This is a genomic window from Xanthomonas citri pv. mangiferaeindicae (assembly GCA_002240395.1).
Classification (GTDB): Bacteria; Pseudomonadota; Gammaproteobacteria; order Xanthomonadales; family Xanthomonadaceae; genus Luteimonas; species Luteimonas citri_A.
Genome location: CP016836.1, coordinates 797,860 through 815,213 on the forward strand (window position 1 = coordinate 797,860; position 17,354 = coordinate 815,213).

The window sequence follows — 17,354 nt, forward strand, 5'->3', positions numbered from 1 at the left end:
GACGCCGCCGATTGTCGCCGATCCCGGCGCCGTGCCCGCAATCACATGGCGCGCACGCCGCCGCACCTGCCGCTCAGGGCTTGCCGTTGGACACCGTCATCCGGTCGAAGACCTTGACCACGACGCCGCCGCCGGGCACCAACGCACCCGCGACCTCGGCACCGAGTTCGAACATCGTCTCGCGGGTCACCAGCCGGTTCACCTTGTCCTTGAACCACTGCCCGGCCTCGACAACCTCGCCGGTCAGTCCATCGACCTCGATCACGCCGCGCCGGTCGGCATTGGACCAGACGTACTCGAACGCAAACACCGGACGGAAGAACAGGTGCAGCTTCTCGAACCGGTCCTGGTCCTCGTGGATCTCGTGGGCGTTGATCGCCTCGGCTGCCAGCTTGGCCTTGGCGATCTGGATCGCCGAGGCCATCGGCACCCGCGGCTGCACCGCCTCGGGCCGGTCGAGCGCTTCGAGCTCGGCGTGCTTGTAGCGGTCCACATAGGCCGCCAGCGTCGCCGCCTTGATCTCACGCCCCAGGCCATCGACATAGTCGGCGTAGTCGACCCGGCGATAGCACTGCTCGACGACCGGGACGTCGATCCGGCCCTTGCCACCGTGACGCGCGACCTCGTAGGACTGCGCCCCGATCTGGACCGACTTGGCATGCGGGTTGTGCACCGGAACCGGGTAATCGACCCGGCAGGCGTACTCGACGGTCCGCTGCGCGACCACGTGCCAGAACGGCTCCAGGCGCATCTCCTGCCGCGACAGCAGCACGGTCTCGGGCTTGGGGCGGTTGAGCGGATTCCACTTGGCGAGCGCCCCGAAGGCGCCGAGCTTCTTCTTCTCGGCCTGCTCCTGCGCAGCGCGGAACGAGTAGACCTCGTCGAAAACGTACAGCCGGACGGCACCCGGGTGCGCTGGGACCTGCATGTCCATCGTGTCCTTCTCCTTTGGAATCCAGTGTGTTCCGGCGCCCGCTCAGCGCGCCAGAAAGTTCTTCAGCAGGGCATGGCCGTGTTCGGTGAGGATCGACTCGGGATGAAACTGCACGCCCTCGACCGGATGCGTGCGATGGCGCAGGCCCATGATCTCCTCCACGGTGCCGTCGTCGTGCTCGGTCCAGGCGGTGACCTCCAGGCAATCGGGCAGCGATGCGCGCTCGACGACCAGCGAGTGGTAGCGCGTGGCATCGAAGCCATCGGGCAGTCCGGCGAACACGCCGCGGCCTTCGTGTCGGATCGGCGAGGTCTTGCCGTGCATGATCCGGCCGGCGCGGACCACGCGGCCGCCGTAGGCCTGGCCCAGCGCCTGGTGGCCCAGGCACACGCCCAGAATCGGCACCGTCGCCCCAAGGCGCTCGATCACCGCCAGCGACACGCCCGCCTCGTTCGGCGTGCAAGGACCGGGCGAGATCACGATCCGCTCCGGCGCGAGCCGCTCGATCTGCTCGACCGTCAATGCGTCGTTGCGCTCCACCCGGACCTCGGCGCCGAGCGCCTGCAGGTACTGCACGAGATTCCAGGTGAAGCTGTCGTAGTTGTCGAGCATCAACAGCATGGGTCAGTCCGCGAGCAGGAAGATGGCGTAGAGGTGTTCGGCGATCGTGACGGTGCCGACCGCGAGGCTTTCGGGCGTGATGCGGTTGCCGGTGACCTGGATACTGTCGAGCGATTGCGGCGCATCGAACATCACTGGCGGCGCCTCGGGCGGCGGCGGGACACCGCGCCCGCGGGACGGCGGCCAATGGCCCGCCTGGACGCCGTAGGCGAAACTCGGCGCCACGTCGGACACGCTGTAGAGCGACCCCAGACGCGCGCCATAACTCCGGGCCAGCAACGCCGCAGTCTCCCGGGTCTGGCGCATGGCCTCGGCCTTCAGTTCGCCGCGCAGGGCCGCCTCGCCGGAGAACGTCGGCTCGATGCCGGCCAGTTGCACATCCTCACCGGCCGGGAGGCCCGCCAGAAACGAACGGGTGGCCTCGGCATCGGGGAAGGTGACCTGCAGCCGGCGTGTCGCGCGGATGCCCTGGTACACGCGCTTCTGGGATTCGTAACTGTGTTCGGGCTGCACCGAGAACGTGCTGGCGTCGATCGATTCGGCGATCGCCCCGCCCGACTTCAGCGCGGTCAGCAAGGCGCCCAGATTCGCCTGCACGCGCTCGCGCGCGCGTTCTGGCTGCATGTCCAGCGCACTGAGCGTGATCGAGACCGTGAAGCGGTCTGGCACCACGTCGCGTGTCGCATCGCCCTTGACCAGCAGGTGCGGCAGCGATGGCAGTGCATTGACCTGCGCCATCGCCCACGGCGCGCACAGTGCCAGCAGCAGGGCCGCACATCCGCGTCCCAAAGACCTTGTCATCGTCGTCTCCTTCGATCCGTGTCGGAACCCAGCGGGGCGGCTCACAGCCCCTTCGCCGCCTGCGCCACCGCGCGGAACAACGCGCGGCCCTTGTTCATCGTCTCGGCCCATTCCATGTCGGGGTCGGAGTCGTACACGATGCCCGCGCCCGCCTGCACATACAGGCGGCCATCCTGGATCACCGCGGTGCGGATCGCGATCGCGGTATCGGCGTCGCCGTGCCAACCGATGTAACCGACTGCGCCCGAGTACACGTTGCGCTTGACCGGCTCGAGGCTGCGGACGATCTCCAGCGCGCGCACCTTCGGCGCGCCGCTGACCGTGCCGGCCGGGAACGTCGCGCGCAGCACGTCGGCGTAGCTCAGGCCGGCCTTCAGCCGGCCGGTGACCTCGCTGACGATATGCATGACGTGGCTGTAACGCTCGATCACAAAGCGCTCGCCGACCTCGACCGTGCCCGGCGCCGAGACATGGCCGACATCGTTGCGGCCCAGGTCGATCAGCATCAGGTGCTCGGCGCGCTCCTTGGGATCGGCGAGCAGCTCCGCCTCCAGCGCCTGGTCCTGCGCCGGCGTTGCGCCACGCGGGCGCGTGCCGGCGATCGGCCGCACGGTGACTTCGCCGTCCTTCAGACGCACGAGGATTTCCGGCGAGGAACCCACGACCTGAGTGCCGCCGACATCGAGGAAGTACATGTACGGCGAGGGGTTGAGTGCGCGCAGCGCCCGGTAGACGTCGACCGGGCGGGCCTGGAACGGCACCGACATGCGCTGCGACAGCACGACCTGGAAGGCGTCGCCGGCGGCGATGTAGTCCTTCACCTGCGCCACGGCGTCGATGAAGCCCTCGCGGGTGAAGCCGGACACGAAGTCCGACTCGTCCAGTGCCGCCGGCTGCAGGGTTTCGGGGTAGCCCGCCCCGCCCTGGCGCAGCCGGTGGCTGAGCGCGTCCAGCCGGCGGTTGGCGCGTGCCCAGGCCTGCGGCTCGCGCGGGTCGGCATGGACAATCAAGTACAGCCGACCCTTGAGGTTGTCGAACACCGCGACCTCGGTGCTGAGCATCAGCAGGATGTCCGGTGTGCCCAGCTCATCGCGCACGTCGGCGCGCGCGGCGTCGCGCAGCCGCGGCTCGATGTACTCGATGCACTCGAAGCCGAACCAGCCGACCAGGCCGCCGGCGAAGCCCGGCAGACCCTCGACCCGCGGCACCGAGTGCTCGGCGCGCAGGCGCTCGACCTCGGCGAACGGATCGGCGACCTCGCGCGTCTCGATCGTCTCGCCGTGCTCGCGAACGGTCAGCATGTGGCCGTGGAAGGTGTACACCCGCTCGGCCGGCAGCCCGATGATCGAGTGCCGACCAAAGCGCTCGCCGCCCTCGACCGATTCGAACAGGTAGGTGTGTGGCCCATCAGCCAGCTTGAGATAGACCGACAGCGGCGTGTCGAGGTCGGACAGCACCTCGCGCACCACGGGGATGCGGGTGTGGCCGTCAGTGGCGTACTGCTGGAACTGGGACTGCGAGATCACGCGGCATTTCCTCGGGCAACGGGCGGGCGGACACGGCGGCAGAACGCCGCCATCGCCGGTCGATGCCGAGGATCCACAGGTGCAGGGCAGCGGGAACGCGCATCCCGCTACTCTAGCGAGTCGCCTCTGGTGATGCGACTGTCCCGGCGCCGCGCAATGGGCAGTCCACCGGCAGGTGCATGCGGATCCGGCCGGCGACGCATTCGACCGCGAAGCGCCGCGAGGCGTGCGGTTCGCCATCGAGGTTGAGCGTGAGCGGCGCGTCCGACTCGACGACGAGCCGCGGCAGCCGGCGACGCACCGCGACCTGGTCGAGCGCGGCGACCTTGCCCTCGACCAATGCGGTGCGCAGCGCCGCGACGACCTCGCCCTCGAATTCGGGCACGATCGTCAGATCGATCATGCCGTCATCGATCCAGGCATCGGGACACAGCGCCTGACCGCCGCCGGCCTGCCGGCCATTGCCGATACCCAGCGCGACCAGGCCGCCGTCCCAGGCGAAATCGGGGCCGCGCACACGCACCTGGATCGGCTCGATCCGGCCCACCCGCGACAGGCCGGTCACGAAGTAGGCCAGCCCGCCAAGCACGCGCTTGAGCGCGTCGCGCGTCTCGACCGTCACCTGGGTGCCAAAGCCCCCGAGGCCAGATTCGCGCACCACAACACGCTGTCGTCGGCCGCCACGCGCAGTACATCGACCGGGCGAGGCGGCAGTTCGGCCACCAGGGCAAGTGCGTCCTGCGGCGCATCGGGTATCTGCGCTGCGGTCGCGAAGTCGTTGGCGGTGCCCAACGGCAATACGCCCAGTGACGGCAGCGCGTCGGCCGCTTCCGGACGTGCGGCAAGTGCGGAGACCACCGCATTGACCGTGCCATCGCCGCCGCCCACGATCAGCGTTTCCACGCCGCTGGCCAGTGCTTCATCGACGAAGCGCGCGGCATCGCCCGCTTCCCAGGTCACCCGGACCGCCAGCGCGATGCCGCGGCCACGCATCGCCGCGACCGCCTCGCGCACCGCCTCCACCCCCGCCGATTTGCCGTTGAGGATCAGACACCAGGACGGAGCAGGCATGGGGCACGGGACAAGGGAAAGGTGGCGCAGCGTAACGGAGTGCGCGGCCTACGCTGTTAAGCGCCCCTCACGCTCTCGCCCGCGCCGTCATGACGCTGTCATCAAGCGCCCGGACCATGGGAGGCCATAGCAGGGACGACGGGCGGAGGCAGGATCAGCCTCCAATCTTCCGGAAGGCCGCATCGCAGGATGCGGCTTTTCTTCTTGGGGCATCTTCCATGCGGGGATTCTTCTTTGGATGGGCAGTTGCCTGGCGGCCGTTAGCCGCGCTGCCCCTAGAACGACCGTTCGCGAAAGTCGTCACTTCGCGCCCGAGTCAGGACAGGATGGCCTGACCGAGGGAAAAGGGCCGACCGGCCGCCAGGCGGCTGCCCATCCGAAGCGGGAGGTACAGTGAAGCCGCGCCTGGCTTCAGGCCGACAGGTCGCCAGCGCGGGCGATCTGCGCGCGCATCGCCTCCACGACCGCGCGGTAGTCGGGCTGGCCGAAGATCGCCGAGCCGGCGACGAAGGTGTCGGCGCCCGCGGCGGCGATCGCGCCGATGTTGTCGGGCTTGACGCCGCCGTCGATCTCCAGCCGGATCGGCTTGCCCGTGGCATCGATGCGTTCGCGCACGCGGCGCAGCTTGTCGAGCGTCGAGGGAATGAAGGCCTGGCCGCCGAAGCCCGGATTGACCGACATCAGCAGCACCATGTCCAGGTCTTCGAGCACGTAGTCGAGCACCTCGACCGGCGTCGCCGGATTCAACACCAGGCCCGCCTGGCAGCCTTCGGCGCGGATCAACTGGATCGTGCGGTGCACGTGGCGGCTGGCCTCGGGATGGAAACTGATCAACGTCGCGCCCGCGCGGGCGAAGTCCGGCACGATGCGGTCGACCGGCTCGACCATCAGGTGCACGTCGATCGGCGCGGTCACGCCATGCTTGCGCAGTGCCTCGCACACCAGCGGGCCGATCGTCAGGTTCGGCACGTAATGGTTGTCCATCACGTCGAAATGCACCCAGTCGGCACCGGCGGCGAGCACGGCGTCGACCTCCTCGCCGAGTCGGGCGAAGTTGGCGGACAGGATCGAGGGCGCGATGACGGCGGGCTGCATGAATGGCTCCGGGAGCGACGGAAGGACGCGGCGAGGGCCGCAGGCCGTCATTCTACGCGGCGGCGCACGCGGCCCAGTGCTCGCCGGGCGCCGCGAACGGGCTCGGAAGGCGCCACCGGGACCGCGAGACTTATGCGCCGACGATGCGCCTGCCGCGCCTCAGCGCCGGGGACGCTTGCGGCCGTCGCGGCCGCGGCGCAGCCGGTCGTAGGCGGCATTGAGCTCGGCGGCGCGCGCCTCGGCCTGGGCCCGCAGTTCCGGCGCCGCACCGGCCACGCGGTCGGGATGGTATTGCGAGATCAGCCGGCGATAAGCCTGGTCGATCTGGACCTGGGTGGCGTCCGGGGCCAGGCCGAACACCGCGTAGTCCTTCTGCTGGCGCGGCGCCAGCCAGCCGGCATCGAACGCATGTCCGATCACCAGCCCGATCACGCCGCCCGCCGGGTGGCGCAGCAGCAGCCATCCGGCGATGAAGCCCAGCAGTTTTCCGTACCAGCGTTGCATGGCGGGCAGTGTAGCGGTTCGCCCCCGCGTCGGCGGTCGGGAGCCCCCCCTGCACCGCGACCGCGTTCGCACTACACTTGCCGACCGTTTTGCGACGCAACCCGGACCACCCCTGTGTCGACGACCCTGCTCGAAGCGAACCTGCCCGGCCTCCACCTGCGCCACCGCGGCAAGGTCCGCGACGTGTTCGAGCTCGGCGAGGAGCGGCTGCTGATCGTCGCCACCGACCGCCTGAGCGCATTCGACGTCGTGTTGCCCGACCCGATTCCCGGCAAAGGCGAGATGCTCTGCCAGATCAGCAACTTCTGGTTCGAGCAGACCGCGGCGCTGATGCCCAATCACTTGACTGGTGTGGACGTGGCCAGCGTGCTGCCCGCCGGGGTCGATCCGGCGCTCTACGCCCAGCGCGCGGTCGTGACGAAGAAGCTCAAGCCGGTGCCGGTCGAGGCGATCGCCCGCGGCTACCTGATCGGCAGCGGCTGGAAGGATTACCAGCGCACCGGCCGCGTCAGCGGCATCGCGCTGCCAGGCGACCTGCGCCAGGCCGAACAGTTGCCGCAGCCGATCTTCACGCCGTCGACGAAGGCCGCAGTCGGCGACCATGACGAGAACATCGACTTCGACACGATGGTGCGCCACATCGGCGCCGATCTCGCCGAACAGGTTCGCGACGCCACGCTGCGCCTGTACGCGCATGCCGCCGCGCATGCCGCCGAGCGCGGCATCATCTTGGCCGATACCAAGTTCGAGTTCGGCACCGATGCCGACGGCCGCCTGTACGTGATGGACGAGATGCTGACCCCGGACTCGTCGCGCTACTGGCCGGCCGACGAATACCAGGTCGGCACCAGCCCGCCGAGCTACGACAAGCAGATCGTGCGCGACTATCTGGAAACGCTGGACTGGAACAAGACCGCGCCGGGTCCGCGCCTGCCGACCGAAGTCATCGCGCGCACCCGCGCGCGCTACGCCGAGGCCCTGCAACGGCTGGCGGGCATCGCCGTCGACTGAGGCGGATCGGCGCGAGCAACGCCACCGGCGCGGTGCCCGATGAGGAACGCGATCAGGGGGCCGCGCGCGGCCTACCGCGTGGGCCAATGCACATAGCCACGCCAACCCGGTCGACGCGACTCGATCGCCGCGACTCGACCAATCCGATGGGGCAGACGCGCGCGTCTGCCCCATCGTGGGATCAGAAGTCGGTGACGAAGGCCACCAGGCCACTGATCACGGCGGCATAGCTGGTCGCGAGCATCGCCACCAGCAGCAAGGCTGCCCACAGCCGCGCGGGCCAGCCGCGTCCGCCCCGCCAGGTCTCACGCAGGTTCCAGGCCGACGTCGCGAGCCCGGCGGCGATCGCGATGACAGACAGGGCACTCAGCGCCAACACCCAACCGTTGAGACCGTCGTTGATCCGGAAGTAGTCGGCCATGAACCAGGCGATCAAGCCGATCCAGCCCGCCCAGCTCAGCAGCACCAACCAGGTCGCGGCGCGGCTGGCCCGGTAGGCGCGCACAGTGCGCGGCGGCCACGGCAGCGCAAGGCGATAGCGGCGCCGCACCAGTGCACTCACCGGCCAGGCCAACGCGCTGAGCACCAGCACCGCGAACGACACGCCAAGCAGCGGCACCAGCCAGGCGGCCGAGCGATAGCCCTCGACGCGCTGGAACAGCATGAACGGCGAGATCGCATCGACCGAGAAGGCGGTGACCTCGCCCTCTTCGACCACCGCAGCCAGCCGCTGCTTGCCATCGAGCGTGCGCCAGAGGAACGGCGCCACCGGATAGAAGCGGTTCGGCTGGCCGTCGGTGCCGGGGAACACCGGGAACCCGACCGAACCGTCGCCGTAGTCCACAAGCTGCACCTGCTGGAGCTGCATCAGACGCATGAAGCCCGACTCACTGCGGCGCGAGTTCAAGTAATGGCCCGCGGCGAGCAGCCGGGCCTGCGCCTTCGCCGTCTCGATGTCGACCTGGGCCGGCTGCGGCGGCTGCGCGGGGAAGTAACGGTCGGCGAAGCCTTCGAGCAGTTCGCTGCGGATCGCGCCGGTCGCGCCATCGGCACCGGTGCTGTTGACCGACACGAAGACACCCACGCCCTGATCGCGGAACAGATACAGATACGAGTGGAAGAAGATCGTGTCGCCGCCGTGGCCAAGCACCCGCTGTCCGTTGAGGTCGATCTCGTAGAAGCCCAGCGCCATGGTCCGCAGCGGCGGGACGAAGCGGGTCTGCGGCGTGTACATCTGCGCCGCGGTTGCGGCCTTGAGCAGCGGAGAGTCGCGGCCGGCCGCGGTCTCCAGGTGCGCGATCATGAAGCGCGCCATGTCGCTGCCGGTGGCCGCCAGGGCGCCGGCCGGTGCAGACGGCACGACTTCGTAACCGCCGGGGTCGTCCGAAGCCAACTTGTAGCCGCGCGCCATCAGCCCGGCCAGGTCGTCCGGCAGCGGCTGGCGGAAGCTTGAGCGGGTCATCCGCAACGGCTGCAGGACATGCCGCTCGATGTAGTCGTCGAACGACTCGCCACTGACCCGCGCGACGATGTAGCCCGCCAGGCTGGTCGCGTAGTTCGAGTACGCCGGGACCGTGCCCGGCTCGAAGATCTGGCCGGGCACCCAGGCCTTGAGGTAGGCGCCAAGCTCCGTGTTGCCGGCGCGCGCCTGCGCCTCGGTGGTCATCAGATTCTTGACCCGCTCCTCCAACCCGGAGGTGTGGGTCATCAGGTGACGCAGCGTGATCGGTGTCCCGCGCGTCGGCACCCGGAAATCGAGGTACTCGTTGATGTCGGTATCCAGATCCAGGCGCCCGGCCTCGACCTGCTGCATCACCGCCGTCCAGGTCAACAGCTTGGAGACCGAGCCTGGTCGGAACAGCGTCGCGTCCGGATCCACCGGCTGGCGCTTGGCGACATCGGCGTAGCCGTAACCACGCTTGGCGATGATCTCCCCGTCCTTGACCACGGTGACCACACCGCCGGCGATGTTCCCGCGCGCCAGCGCATAGGGCATGAACCCGTCGAGCCAGGCCGTGACGTCAGTCCCGGTCAGGACATGGGCGCCGTCGGCGGCCGGGGGCGTTTGGGCAGTCGCCGTCAGCTCGGGGGCCGCCGGGGTCGCGGGCGCGGGCCCCGTCTGGGCGAACGCGGAGGTGCACAGCAGCAAGCAGGCCAGCAACGATCGCACACGCAACGAACCTGACATCGGGAGCACCTCGACGGGACGGACGTAGGACCAATCTGCCGACTGTCTCGCCCCGAATCGGACAAGTCAAGCCTGATCGGAAAATATTCTCGCTTCTGGCGCGGACGATAGGACCGAGGAGAAAACGACGCCGAGCGCCGCACCCAGGTCGATCTGCGCTGCGACCGGCATCGGTCGCGCTGCATTCTGCGAAGATGCCCGTGCACCCACGGCACCTGGGAGTCCTGATGGACACGACACACGACGGCGAAGGCGTGCGCCCGATCGAGCGCTGGTTCGCGCATTACTCGGCCGACCATCGCAACGCAGCCAACCAGCGGATCCATGTCGTTGCCGTGCCGGCGATCCTGTGGAGCGTGGTGGCCCTGCTGTGGTGCCTGCCGCCGGGGCCGTTCTTCCGCCATGGGGCCTGGGCCGCGCTCGCGATGTTCGGCGCCTGGCTGTTCTATCAGCGCGCCTCGCGCCCGCTGGGCCTGGGTATGCTCGCCGTCTTCATCGCGATGGCCGCGGCCACGGCCTGGCTGCATCGCACGCTCGGCACGCCCGGGCTGCTGGCGCTGGGCGTGGCCGTCTTCGTGGTGGCATGGATCGCCCAGTTCGTTGGCCACAGCCGGTGGTTCGAGGCCCGCAAGCCGAGCTTTTTGACCGACCTGCGCTATCTACTGATCGGGCCGGCGTGGGTGCTGGCCAAGCTGTATCGGCGGCTCGGCTGGCGGTACTGAGGGTGGCCGCTCAGTCCGGGAACATCGATGCGTCGGGCAGGAACGGCCGCGGCGCGTAGCGGAACGCGGCCTGCGCCGGGCCGGGGTCGAACACCAGATCCTCGCGCATCCGCGCCACCGCGCCCGCCGGCAACCCCTGCAGTTGGCCGGCTCGATGCGCCAACCGCAATGCCACTTCGAACAATGGCGCCGGCAGCACCAGCAACCGCGGCCGCGGCGTCAGCACCGCGAGCGTGCGCGCGATCATGTCCCGGTAGCGCAGCGTCTCGCCGCCGGGCAAGGCGTAGGTCTGGCCGGCGGCGGCCGGCACATTGACCGCGGCCAGCGCCGCGGCCGCGAGGTCGTCGGCATGCACCGGCTGGCGCAGGCCACGGGCATCGGACGGCAGCACGAAGAGGCCACGACGACGCGCAAGCGCGACCACGCGCGCCAGGTTGTGCGCACTGCCGGGCCCGTAGATCAGCGTCGGCCGCAACAACGTCGCCGCCGCGCCGCGATCGCCGGCGGCCGCGAACAAGCGCGTCCCGGCTTCGCGCAAACGTGCGGCCAGCGCGCGTTCGTCGGGGTCGGCCGCGGCCTGCTTGGTCGCATCGCTGGTCGAGCCGAACGCCACCACGCGCGGACACTCGGGGCCAGTGGCCGCGTACCAGATCGAGAAGTGGTCCAGCGGCCCGCAACTGAAGATGGCATCGAAGCGGCCGGTCAACACCGGCATCGCCTGGAAGCCGCCCAGATGCCAGCGCAGGCCCGGTTGCGACGGACGGGCCTCTCGCGAGACCGCATCGACCGTCCAGCCAGCGGCGAGCAGCCGCGCCACCAGCGCGCGCCCGATCGCACCACTGCCGCCCAGCACCAGTGAATGCCTGTTCATGTCCGTCCGCCGTGGAGAGGCGGCCGGCACCGGGAAGACGCGAACGGCGCGGAGCATGCTGACATCCTCACAGCATAGCCGGCAAAATCGACGAACTGTTCGCGCGCATCGGTTAGACTGCCCGGCCCTTGCGCGCTCCGCCGGCTTCTGGCCGACCGCCTCCACAAGGAGTCCGATGCTCGAACTGTTGTTGGCCCTGCCCTTCGTGCTGGCGCTCGTCGTCGCCCTCTCGGCGCACGCGTCGCGTCGCACCACCGCCTGGCTCGCCGGCTTCGTGCCGTTGCTGGGACTGGCGGTATTGGCGGCAGCGGCTGGCGACGTATTCGACGGCACGATCCTGCGCACCGGCTACGCATGGATCCCCGAGGCCGGGCTCGACTTCAGCCTGCGCATGGACGGACTGGCCTGGACCTTCGCATTGATGGTGCTGGGCATCGGCGGGCTGGTGGTGCTTTACGGCGCCTACTACCTGTCGCCCAAGGACAGTCCACGGCGGTTCTTCACCTATCTGCTGCTGTTCATGGGTGCGATGCTGGGCATGGTCCTGGCCGGCAACCTGCTGCTGCTGGCGGTGTTCTGGGAACTGACCTCGATCAGCTCATTCCTGCTCATCGGGTTCTGGTCGCATCGCCAGGACGCGCGCCAGGGCGCGCGCATGGCGCTGACGATCACCGGCCTGGGCGGTCTGGCGCTGCTGGGCGGCGTGCTGCTGATCGGGCGCATCGTCGGCAGCTACGACCTCGATGCGGTGCTCGCAGCCGGCGACACGATCCGTGCCAGCCACCTCTATCCCGCGGCGCTGGCCCTGGTGCTGCTGGGCGTGTTCACCAAGAGCGCGCAGTTCCCGTTCCATTTCTGGCTGCCGCAGGCGATGGCTGCGCCCACGCCGGTCTCGGCCTATCTGCACTCGGCGACGATGGTCAAAGCGGGCGTGTTCCTGCTCGCGCGGCTGCACCCCGCGCTGGCGGGCACCGACCTGTTCTTTTACGTCGTCACCGGCGTCGGCGCGACGACGCTGCTGGTCGGCGCCTGGTTCGCGATCTTCCAGCACGACCTCAAGGGGCTGCTGGCCTACTCGACGATCTCGCACCTGGGCCTGATCACGCTGCTGTTCGGCCTGTCGACCGACATGGCCGTGGTGGCCGGCCTGTTCCACATCCTCAACCACGCCATGTTCAAGGCCTCGCTGTTCATGGCGGCGGGCATCATCGACCACGAGGCCGGGACCCGCGACATGCGCCGGCTCGGCAACCTCCGGCGCCTGATGCCGATGACCAGCGCTCTGGCGATCATCGCCTCGCTGGCGATGGCGGGCATTCCGCTGCTCAACGGCTTCCTGTCCAAGGAGATGTTCTTCGCCGAGGCGCTGGAGATCGGCGGGCACGGCACGATGCGGCTGGTCATCAGCGTCGCCGCGCTGCTGGCCGGCGTGTTCGGCATCGCCTACAGCCTGCGCTTCGTGCATGACACGTTCTTCGGCAACGGGCCGCGCGCGCTGGATGTGGTGCCGCACGAGCCGCCGCGCTGGATGCGCATCCCAGTCGGCGTGCTCGCCGTGCTGTGCGTGGTGGTCGGCATCGTGCCCGCGCTGACGGTGCAGCCGCTGCTGCGCACGATGGTCGCTGGCACCCTCGGTGACGCGGCGCCTGCCTTCAGTCTTGCGGTCTGGCACGGGGTGAACCTGCCGCTGCTGATGAGCGTAGCCAGCCTGGTGCTGGGCGTGACGCTGTACTTGGGCCTGCGCCGGCTGCTCGACTTCCACGCAGTGGTCACCCGGTCGATCGGCCGGCATGTGTTCCACGTCAACATCGAACGGCTGTTCTCGCTGGCGCGCGCCTTCACTGCCCGCGTGGCCAATGGCCGCCTGCAGCGCAGCCTGCTGGGCCTGCTGCTGGTCGCGTTGCTGCTCGCCGGCTGGCCGCTGGTCGGCGAGATCGGCGAGATCCTGTCGGCCGCGCCACGCTCGCAGACCATGCCGGCGATCGGCTGGATCCTGTGGACGCTGCTGGTGGCTGCGTCGATCGGCACGGTGCTGGTGCATGGCAAGCGGCTGACCGCACTGATCGTGATCGGCGGCGTCGGCCTGACCGTCAGCCTGATGTTCGTCTACCTGTCGGCGCCGGATCTGGCACTGACTCAGCTGCTGGTGGAGATGGTCACCATCGCGCTGATGATGATGGCGCTCAATTATCTGCCCAAGCAGTCCAAGGTCGCGCGTACGCCGCTGCGCAAGGTCCGCGACGTGGCGATCTCGCTGGTCGCCGGCGGCGGGCTGGCGACGCTGGCCTACGCGATGATGATGGCGCCGGTGGACACGATCTCCGGCGAGCTGCTAGTGCGCTCGCTGCCCGAAGCCTACGGACGCAATGTCGTCAATGTGATCCTGGTCGACTTCCGCGGCTTCGATACCTTCGGCGAGATCACCGTATTCGGCACCGCGGCGCTGGTGGTGCACGCGCTGCTGCGCTGGGCGCGGCTGCAGCCCGACGAGGTGATGCCCGGCCCGCCGGTGCACCTGCCGATCGCGGCCGACCTCACCCAGTTGCTGTTCCCGCTGGCGCTGACGGTCTCGATCTATCTGTTCCTGCGCGGGCACAACGCCCCGGGCGGCGGCTTCATCGCCGGCCTGGTGTTCGCGGTACCAGTGCTGGTGAAGTACGTGCTGCAGGGCGCGCGCGCGGTCGAGGCGACCTTCGGCTTCGACTACCTGCGCGGCATCGGCATCGGCCTGCTGCTGGCGGTGATCGGCGGCGTGGGCTCGTGGTGGTTCGGTCTGCCGTTCCTGACCAGCGGTCATATCGACCTGAACCTGCCCGTCGTCGGCCTGCTGCCGGTGGCCAGCGCCCTGGTGTTCGATACCGGCGTCTATGTGGTGGTGTTCGCCGGCACGCTGCTGATGCTCTCGACGATGGGCACGGTCAAGCAACGCCAGTCCAGCGAGGAGACGCCCTGATGGAATTCGCGATCGCCAGCGCCATCGGCGTGCTCGCCGCCTCGGGCGTGTACCTGCTGCTGCGCGCACGCACCTTCGACGTCATCCTCGGGCTGACGCTGCTCTCGTACGCCACCAACCTGCTGATCTTCTCGTCCGGCCGCATCGTGGTCGGCAAGCCGCCGGTGCTCGGCGACGGCCTTCCCGAGACGCTGGCCAGCTACACCGACCCGCTGCCGCAGGCGCTGGTGTTGACCGCGATCGTGATCGCCTTTGCGATGACCGCAGTGACCGTGGTCGTGGCGATGCGCGAGCATTCGGATCTGCACACCGACCATGTCGACGGCGAAGAGCCCGACGATGAGCGGCGCGGGGGCAGTCGATGAACCACATCGCGATCGCCCCGATCCTGGTGCCGCTGATCACCGGCGCCCTGCTGTTGCTGCTCGAGCGCCGGCATCGCGCCTCGACGCTGCGGCTGTGGGCGTGGCTGGGCATGGCGGTGCTGCTGGCGGTCAGCATCGCGCTGCTGCTGCAGGTCCAGCGCGAAGAGATGCTGGTCTACCTGCTCGGCGACTGGCCTGCCCGGCTGGGCATCGCGCTGATGGTCGATCGCCTCTCGGCGATGATGGTGATGACCACTACGTTGCTCGCCATCCCCTGCCTGCTCTACGCCTGCGCCGGCTGGGACAAGCGCGCGCTGCATTTCCATGCCCTGTTCCAGGTCCAGCTCGCGGGTCTCAACGGCTCGTTCCTGACCGGCGACCTGTTCAACCTGTTCGTGTTCTTCGAGGTGATGCTGATCGCCTCCTACGGCCTGCTGCTGAGCGGCGCGCGCGGCGCGCGGATCAAGGCCGGCATGCATTACGTGGTGTTCAACATCGCGGCATCGACGGTGTTCCTGCTCGCGCTCGGTCTGCTCTACGGCCTGCTGGGCACGTTGAACATGGCCGAGCTGGCGGTCCGCGTGGCGCAGGTGCCGCCCGAGACCGCGCCGCTGGTGCGGGCCGGCGCCGGCCTGCTGCTGCTGGTGTTCTGCGCCAAGGCCGCGCTGCTGCCGCTGTATCTGTGGTTGCCGGAAGCCTATGCGCGGGCGCCGGCGGCGGTGGCGGCACTGTTCACCATCATGACCAAGGTCGGCCTGTACGCGATCCTGCGCGTGTTCACCCTGGTATTCGGCGCCGATGCCGGTCTGCTGGCCGACCTCGCCTGGCCGTGGCTGCTGCCGGCCGGCGCGGCAACGATGGTCCTGGCCGCACTCGGCGTGGTCGGCGCGCCGCGGCTGCGCATCGGCGTGGCCTATCTGGTGCTGTTGTCGGCGGGGATGCTGTTCGTCGCGTTCGCGCTCGCCAACCGCGGCGCGATCTCCGCGGGCCTGTACTACCTGCCGCACAGCGTGTTCGTGACCGCGGCGCTGTTCCTGCTGGCCGACATCATCCAGCGCCACCGCGGCAGCACTGGCGACTATCTGATGCCGATCGCCTCGATGCCCGGCAAGACCGTGCCGGCACTGCTGTTCCTGATCGCGGCGATCTCGGTCACCGGCCTGCCGCCGCTGTCGGGCTTCATCGGCAAGCTGCAGTTGCTCAACTCGGTCCCCGAATCGGTCATCGGCTGGGTCTGGGCTGCGATCCTGGTCAGCAGCCTGATGGCGATCATCGGCCTGTCGCGCAGCGGCACGCGGCTGTTCTGGCGCGTCGACCCGGTCCCCGAGGGCACAGCGCCGATGCCGCTGCGCCGCTCGGAGATCGCTGCGACCATGCTGCTGCTCGGCTACGGTGTGGCGATGACACTCTTCGCCGGGCCGCTGCTGCGCTACACCGAGGCGACGGCCACGCAACTGCTCGATACCGGGGCGACGGTCGAGCGCGTCGGCGGGACCACGCCGTTGATCCGGGAGCCCTCGCGATGAAGCGTCGTCTGCTGCCGTCGATCCCGCAGAGCCTGACGGTCTTCCTGTTCTGGTTGTTGATGGCCGAGGACTTCAGCCCGGCCAACATCGTCATGGCGCTATTGCTGGCCTGGCTGATGCCGCTGCTGGCCTCACGGATGGAACGCGAATTCGCTCAGTTGGGCCGCCTGCGCGGCGTCTGGGCGCTGGGCGCGCGCCTGCTGTGGGACATCGTGGTCGCCAACGTCACCGTCGCCCGGCAGGTGCTCGGCCCCACCGACAAACTCAACTCCCAGTTTGTCTGGCTGCCGCTGGACCTGACCAACATCCACGGCATCTCCGCGCTGACCAGCCTGATCACGCTGACGCCCGGCACCGTGTCCGCGGAACTGTCGGAAGACCGCCGGTTTCTGTTGATCCACTGCCTGAGCACCGACGATCCCGACGCGCTGGTCGCCGAGATCAAGGACCGCTACGAGGCCCCGCTGCGGGAGATCTTCCCATGAACGGCAATCCCCTGATCGAACTGGCCATCATCGCCGGCATGCATCTGGTCGGCATCGCCATGCTGCTGTCGACCTGGCGGTTGCTGCGCGGCCCGACTGCGCCCGATCGCATCCTCGCGCTCGATACGCTCTACGTCAGCTCGATCGCCCAGCTCATCCTGTTCGGCATGCTGATGGATACCGAGATCTACTTCGAGGCGGCGCTGATCATCGCGATGCTCGGCTTCGTCGGCACCGTGGTGCTCAGCAAGTACGTGATCCGCCGGGACGTCGTCGAATGAACATCGTCCTCGATCTGGTCATCGCGCTGTTGCTGCTGGTGGGGTGCTTCTTCACCCTGCTCGGGGCGATCGCCCTGCTCAAGCTGCGCGACTTCTTCCAGCGCGTCCACGGGCCGGCGAAGGCCAGCACGCTGGGCGTGGGCTGCATTCTGTTCGCTTCGATCCTCTACCACTCGGTCAACGAGAGCGGTGTGCACCCGCGCGAACTGCTGATCACGGTGTTCCTGTTCCTGACCGCACCGATCAGCGCGCACCTGATGTCGCGCGCTGCGCTGTCGCTGATGGACAACCGGCCACCGCATCCCGGACGTACGCCCGATGCGCGCAAGCGCGTGGTCGACGACGACGATCCGGCACCGCCCGAGCGCGACTGACCTACGCCAGCCGCGCCTTCGGGCGA

General features: G+C 69.0%; 16 protein-coding genes and 1 pseudogene. 8 read left to right on the plus strand and 9 right to left on the minus strand.

Translation table 11 applies throughout. The annotated features are described in order from the left end of the window. Positions 1-73: 73 nt before the first annotated feature. The 7 genes and pseudogenes from BEN78_03440 to BEN78_03470 form a co-directional block, all read right to left on the minus strand. The gene (locus tag BEN78_03440) at positions 74-934 is read right to left on the minus strand and encodes a hypothetical protein (protein ID ASR42583.1); all 861 of its coding nucleotides are present in this window, start codon (positions 932-934) and stop codon (positions 74-76) included. Between the two features lie 42 nt (positions 935-976). Continuing rightward, positions 977-1,555: an anthranilate/aminodeoxychorismate synthase component II gene (locus BEN78_03445; protein ASR42584.1), complete on the minus strand. Its 579-nt coding sequence runs from the start codon at positions 1,553-1,555 to the stop codon at positions 977-979. Positions 1,556-1,558: 3 nt separating this feature from the next. Further along, on the minus strand, positions 1,559-2,356 hold the full coding sequence (locus tag BEN78_03450; GenBank protein ASR42585.1) for a hypothetical protein: 798 nt from the start codon (positions 2,354-2,356) through the stop codon (positions 1,559-1,561). A 41-nt stretch (positions 2,357-2,397) separates the two neighbouring features. Further along, complete coding sequence (locus BEN78_03455; GenBank protein ID ASR42586.1) at positions 2,398-3,882, minus strand: anthranilate synthase component I; 1,485 nt, start codon at positions 3,880-3,882, stop codon at positions 2,398-2,400. A 112-nt stretch (positions 3,883-3,994) separates the two neighbouring features. Further along, positions 3,995-4,953: pseudogene (locus tag BEN78_03460) on the minus strand (lipid kinase YegS). Between the two features lie 411 nt (positions 4,954-5,364). Beyond that, complete coding sequence (locus BEN78_03465) at positions 5,365-6,048, minus strand: ribulose-phosphate 3-epimerase (protein ASR42587.1); 684 nt, start codon at positions 6,046-6,048, stop codon at positions 5,365-5,367. A gap of 159 nt (positions 6,049-6,207) precedes the next feature. Next, positions 6,208-6,552 (minus strand): hypothetical protein, encoded by a 345-nt coding sequence (locus BEN78_03470; protein ID ASR42588.1) that lies wholly within the window; start codon positions 6,550-6,552, stop codon positions 6,208-6,210. Between the two features lie 114 nt (positions 6,553-6,666). Between BEN78_03470 and BEN78_03475 the strand changes: the two genes are divergently transcribed. Continuing rightward, positions 6,667-7,563, plus strand: coding sequence for a phosphoribosylaminoimidazolesuccinocarboxamide synthase (locus BEN78_03475; protein ASR42589.1), 897 nt, complete (start codon positions 6,667-6,669; stop codon positions 7,561-7,563). A 181-nt stretch (positions 7,564-7,744) separates the two neighbouring features. On the opposite strand, the gene BEN78_03480 is transcribed toward BEN78_03475, so the two are convergent. After that, positions 7,745-9,751 carry a hypothetical protein gene (locus BEN78_03480; GenBank protein ASR42590.1) on the minus strand — a complete coding sequence of 669 codons (2,007 nt, stop codon included), beginning with the start codon at positions 9,749-9,751 and terminating at the stop codon, positions 7,745-7,747. 227 nt (positions 9,752-9,978) lie between these two features. Here BEN78_03480 and BEN78_03485 point away from each other — a divergent pair, with 227 nt between their 5' ends. Then, a complete protein-coding gene (locus BEN78_03485) occupies positions 9,979-10,473 on the plus strand; it encodes a hypothetical protein (protein ASR42591.1) in 495 nt (164 codons plus the stop codon). A 10-nt stretch (positions 10,474-10,483) separates the two neighbouring features. On the opposite strand, the gene BEN78_03490 is transcribed toward BEN78_03485, so the two are convergent. Continuing rightward, a complete protein-coding gene (locus tag BEN78_03490) occupies positions 10,484-11,344 on the minus strand; it encodes a hypothetical protein (protein ID ASR42592.1) in 861 nt (286 codons plus the stop codon). A 175-nt stretch (positions 11,345-11,519) separates the two neighbouring features. Between BEN78_03490 and BEN78_03495 the strand changes: the two genes are divergently transcribed. From BEN78_03495 to BEN78_03520, 6 genes are read left to right on the plus strand one after another with little or no spacing between them, the layout of a single operon-like run. After that, the gene (locus tag BEN78_03495; protein ASR42593.1) at positions 11,520-14,297 is read left to right on the plus strand and encodes a monovalent cation/H+ antiporter subunit A; all 2,778 of its coding nucleotides are present in this window, start codon (positions 11,520-11,522) and stop codon (positions 14,295-14,297) included. Continuing rightward, the gene (locus tag BEN78_03500; protein ID ASR42594.1) at positions 14,297-14,662 is read left to right on the plus strand and encodes a Na+/H+ antiporter subunit C; all 366 of its coding nucleotides are present in this window, start codon (positions 14,297-14,299) and stop codon (positions 14,660-14,662) included. Before BEN78_03495 ends, BEN78_03500 begins: the two co-directional genes overlap by 1 nt. Continuing rightward, positions 14,659-16,188: a monovalent cation/H+ antiporter subunit D gene (locus BEN78_03505; protein ASR42595.1), complete on the plus strand. Its 1,530-nt coding sequence runs from the start codon at positions 14,659-14,661 to the stop codon at positions 16,186-16,188. The genes BEN78_03500 and BEN78_03505 overlap by 4 nt, the downstream gene beginning before the upstream one ends. Then, on the plus strand, positions 16,185-16,673 hold the full coding sequence (locus BEN78_03510) for a Na+/H+ antiporter subunit E (GenBank protein ASR42596.1): 489 nt from the start codon (positions 16,185-16,187) through the stop codon (positions 16,671-16,673). Before BEN78_03505 ends, BEN78_03510 begins: the two co-directional genes overlap by 4 nt. Continuing rightward, positions 16,670-16,954 carry a K+/H+ antiporter subunit F gene (locus BEN78_03515; GenBank protein ASR42597.1) on the plus strand — a complete coding sequence of 95 codons (285 nt, stop codon included), beginning with the start codon at positions 16,670-16,672 and terminating at the stop codon, positions 16,952-16,954. Before BEN78_03510 ends, BEN78_03515 begins: the two co-directional genes overlap by 4 nt. Further along, complete coding sequence (locus BEN78_03520) at positions 16,951-17,328, plus strand: Na+/H+ antiporter subunit G (protein ID ASR42598.1); 378 nt, start codon at positions 16,951-16,953, stop codon at positions 17,326-17,328. Before BEN78_03515 ends, BEN78_03520 begins: the two co-directional genes overlap by 4 nt. Positions 17,329-17,354 lie beyond the last annotated feature (26 nt).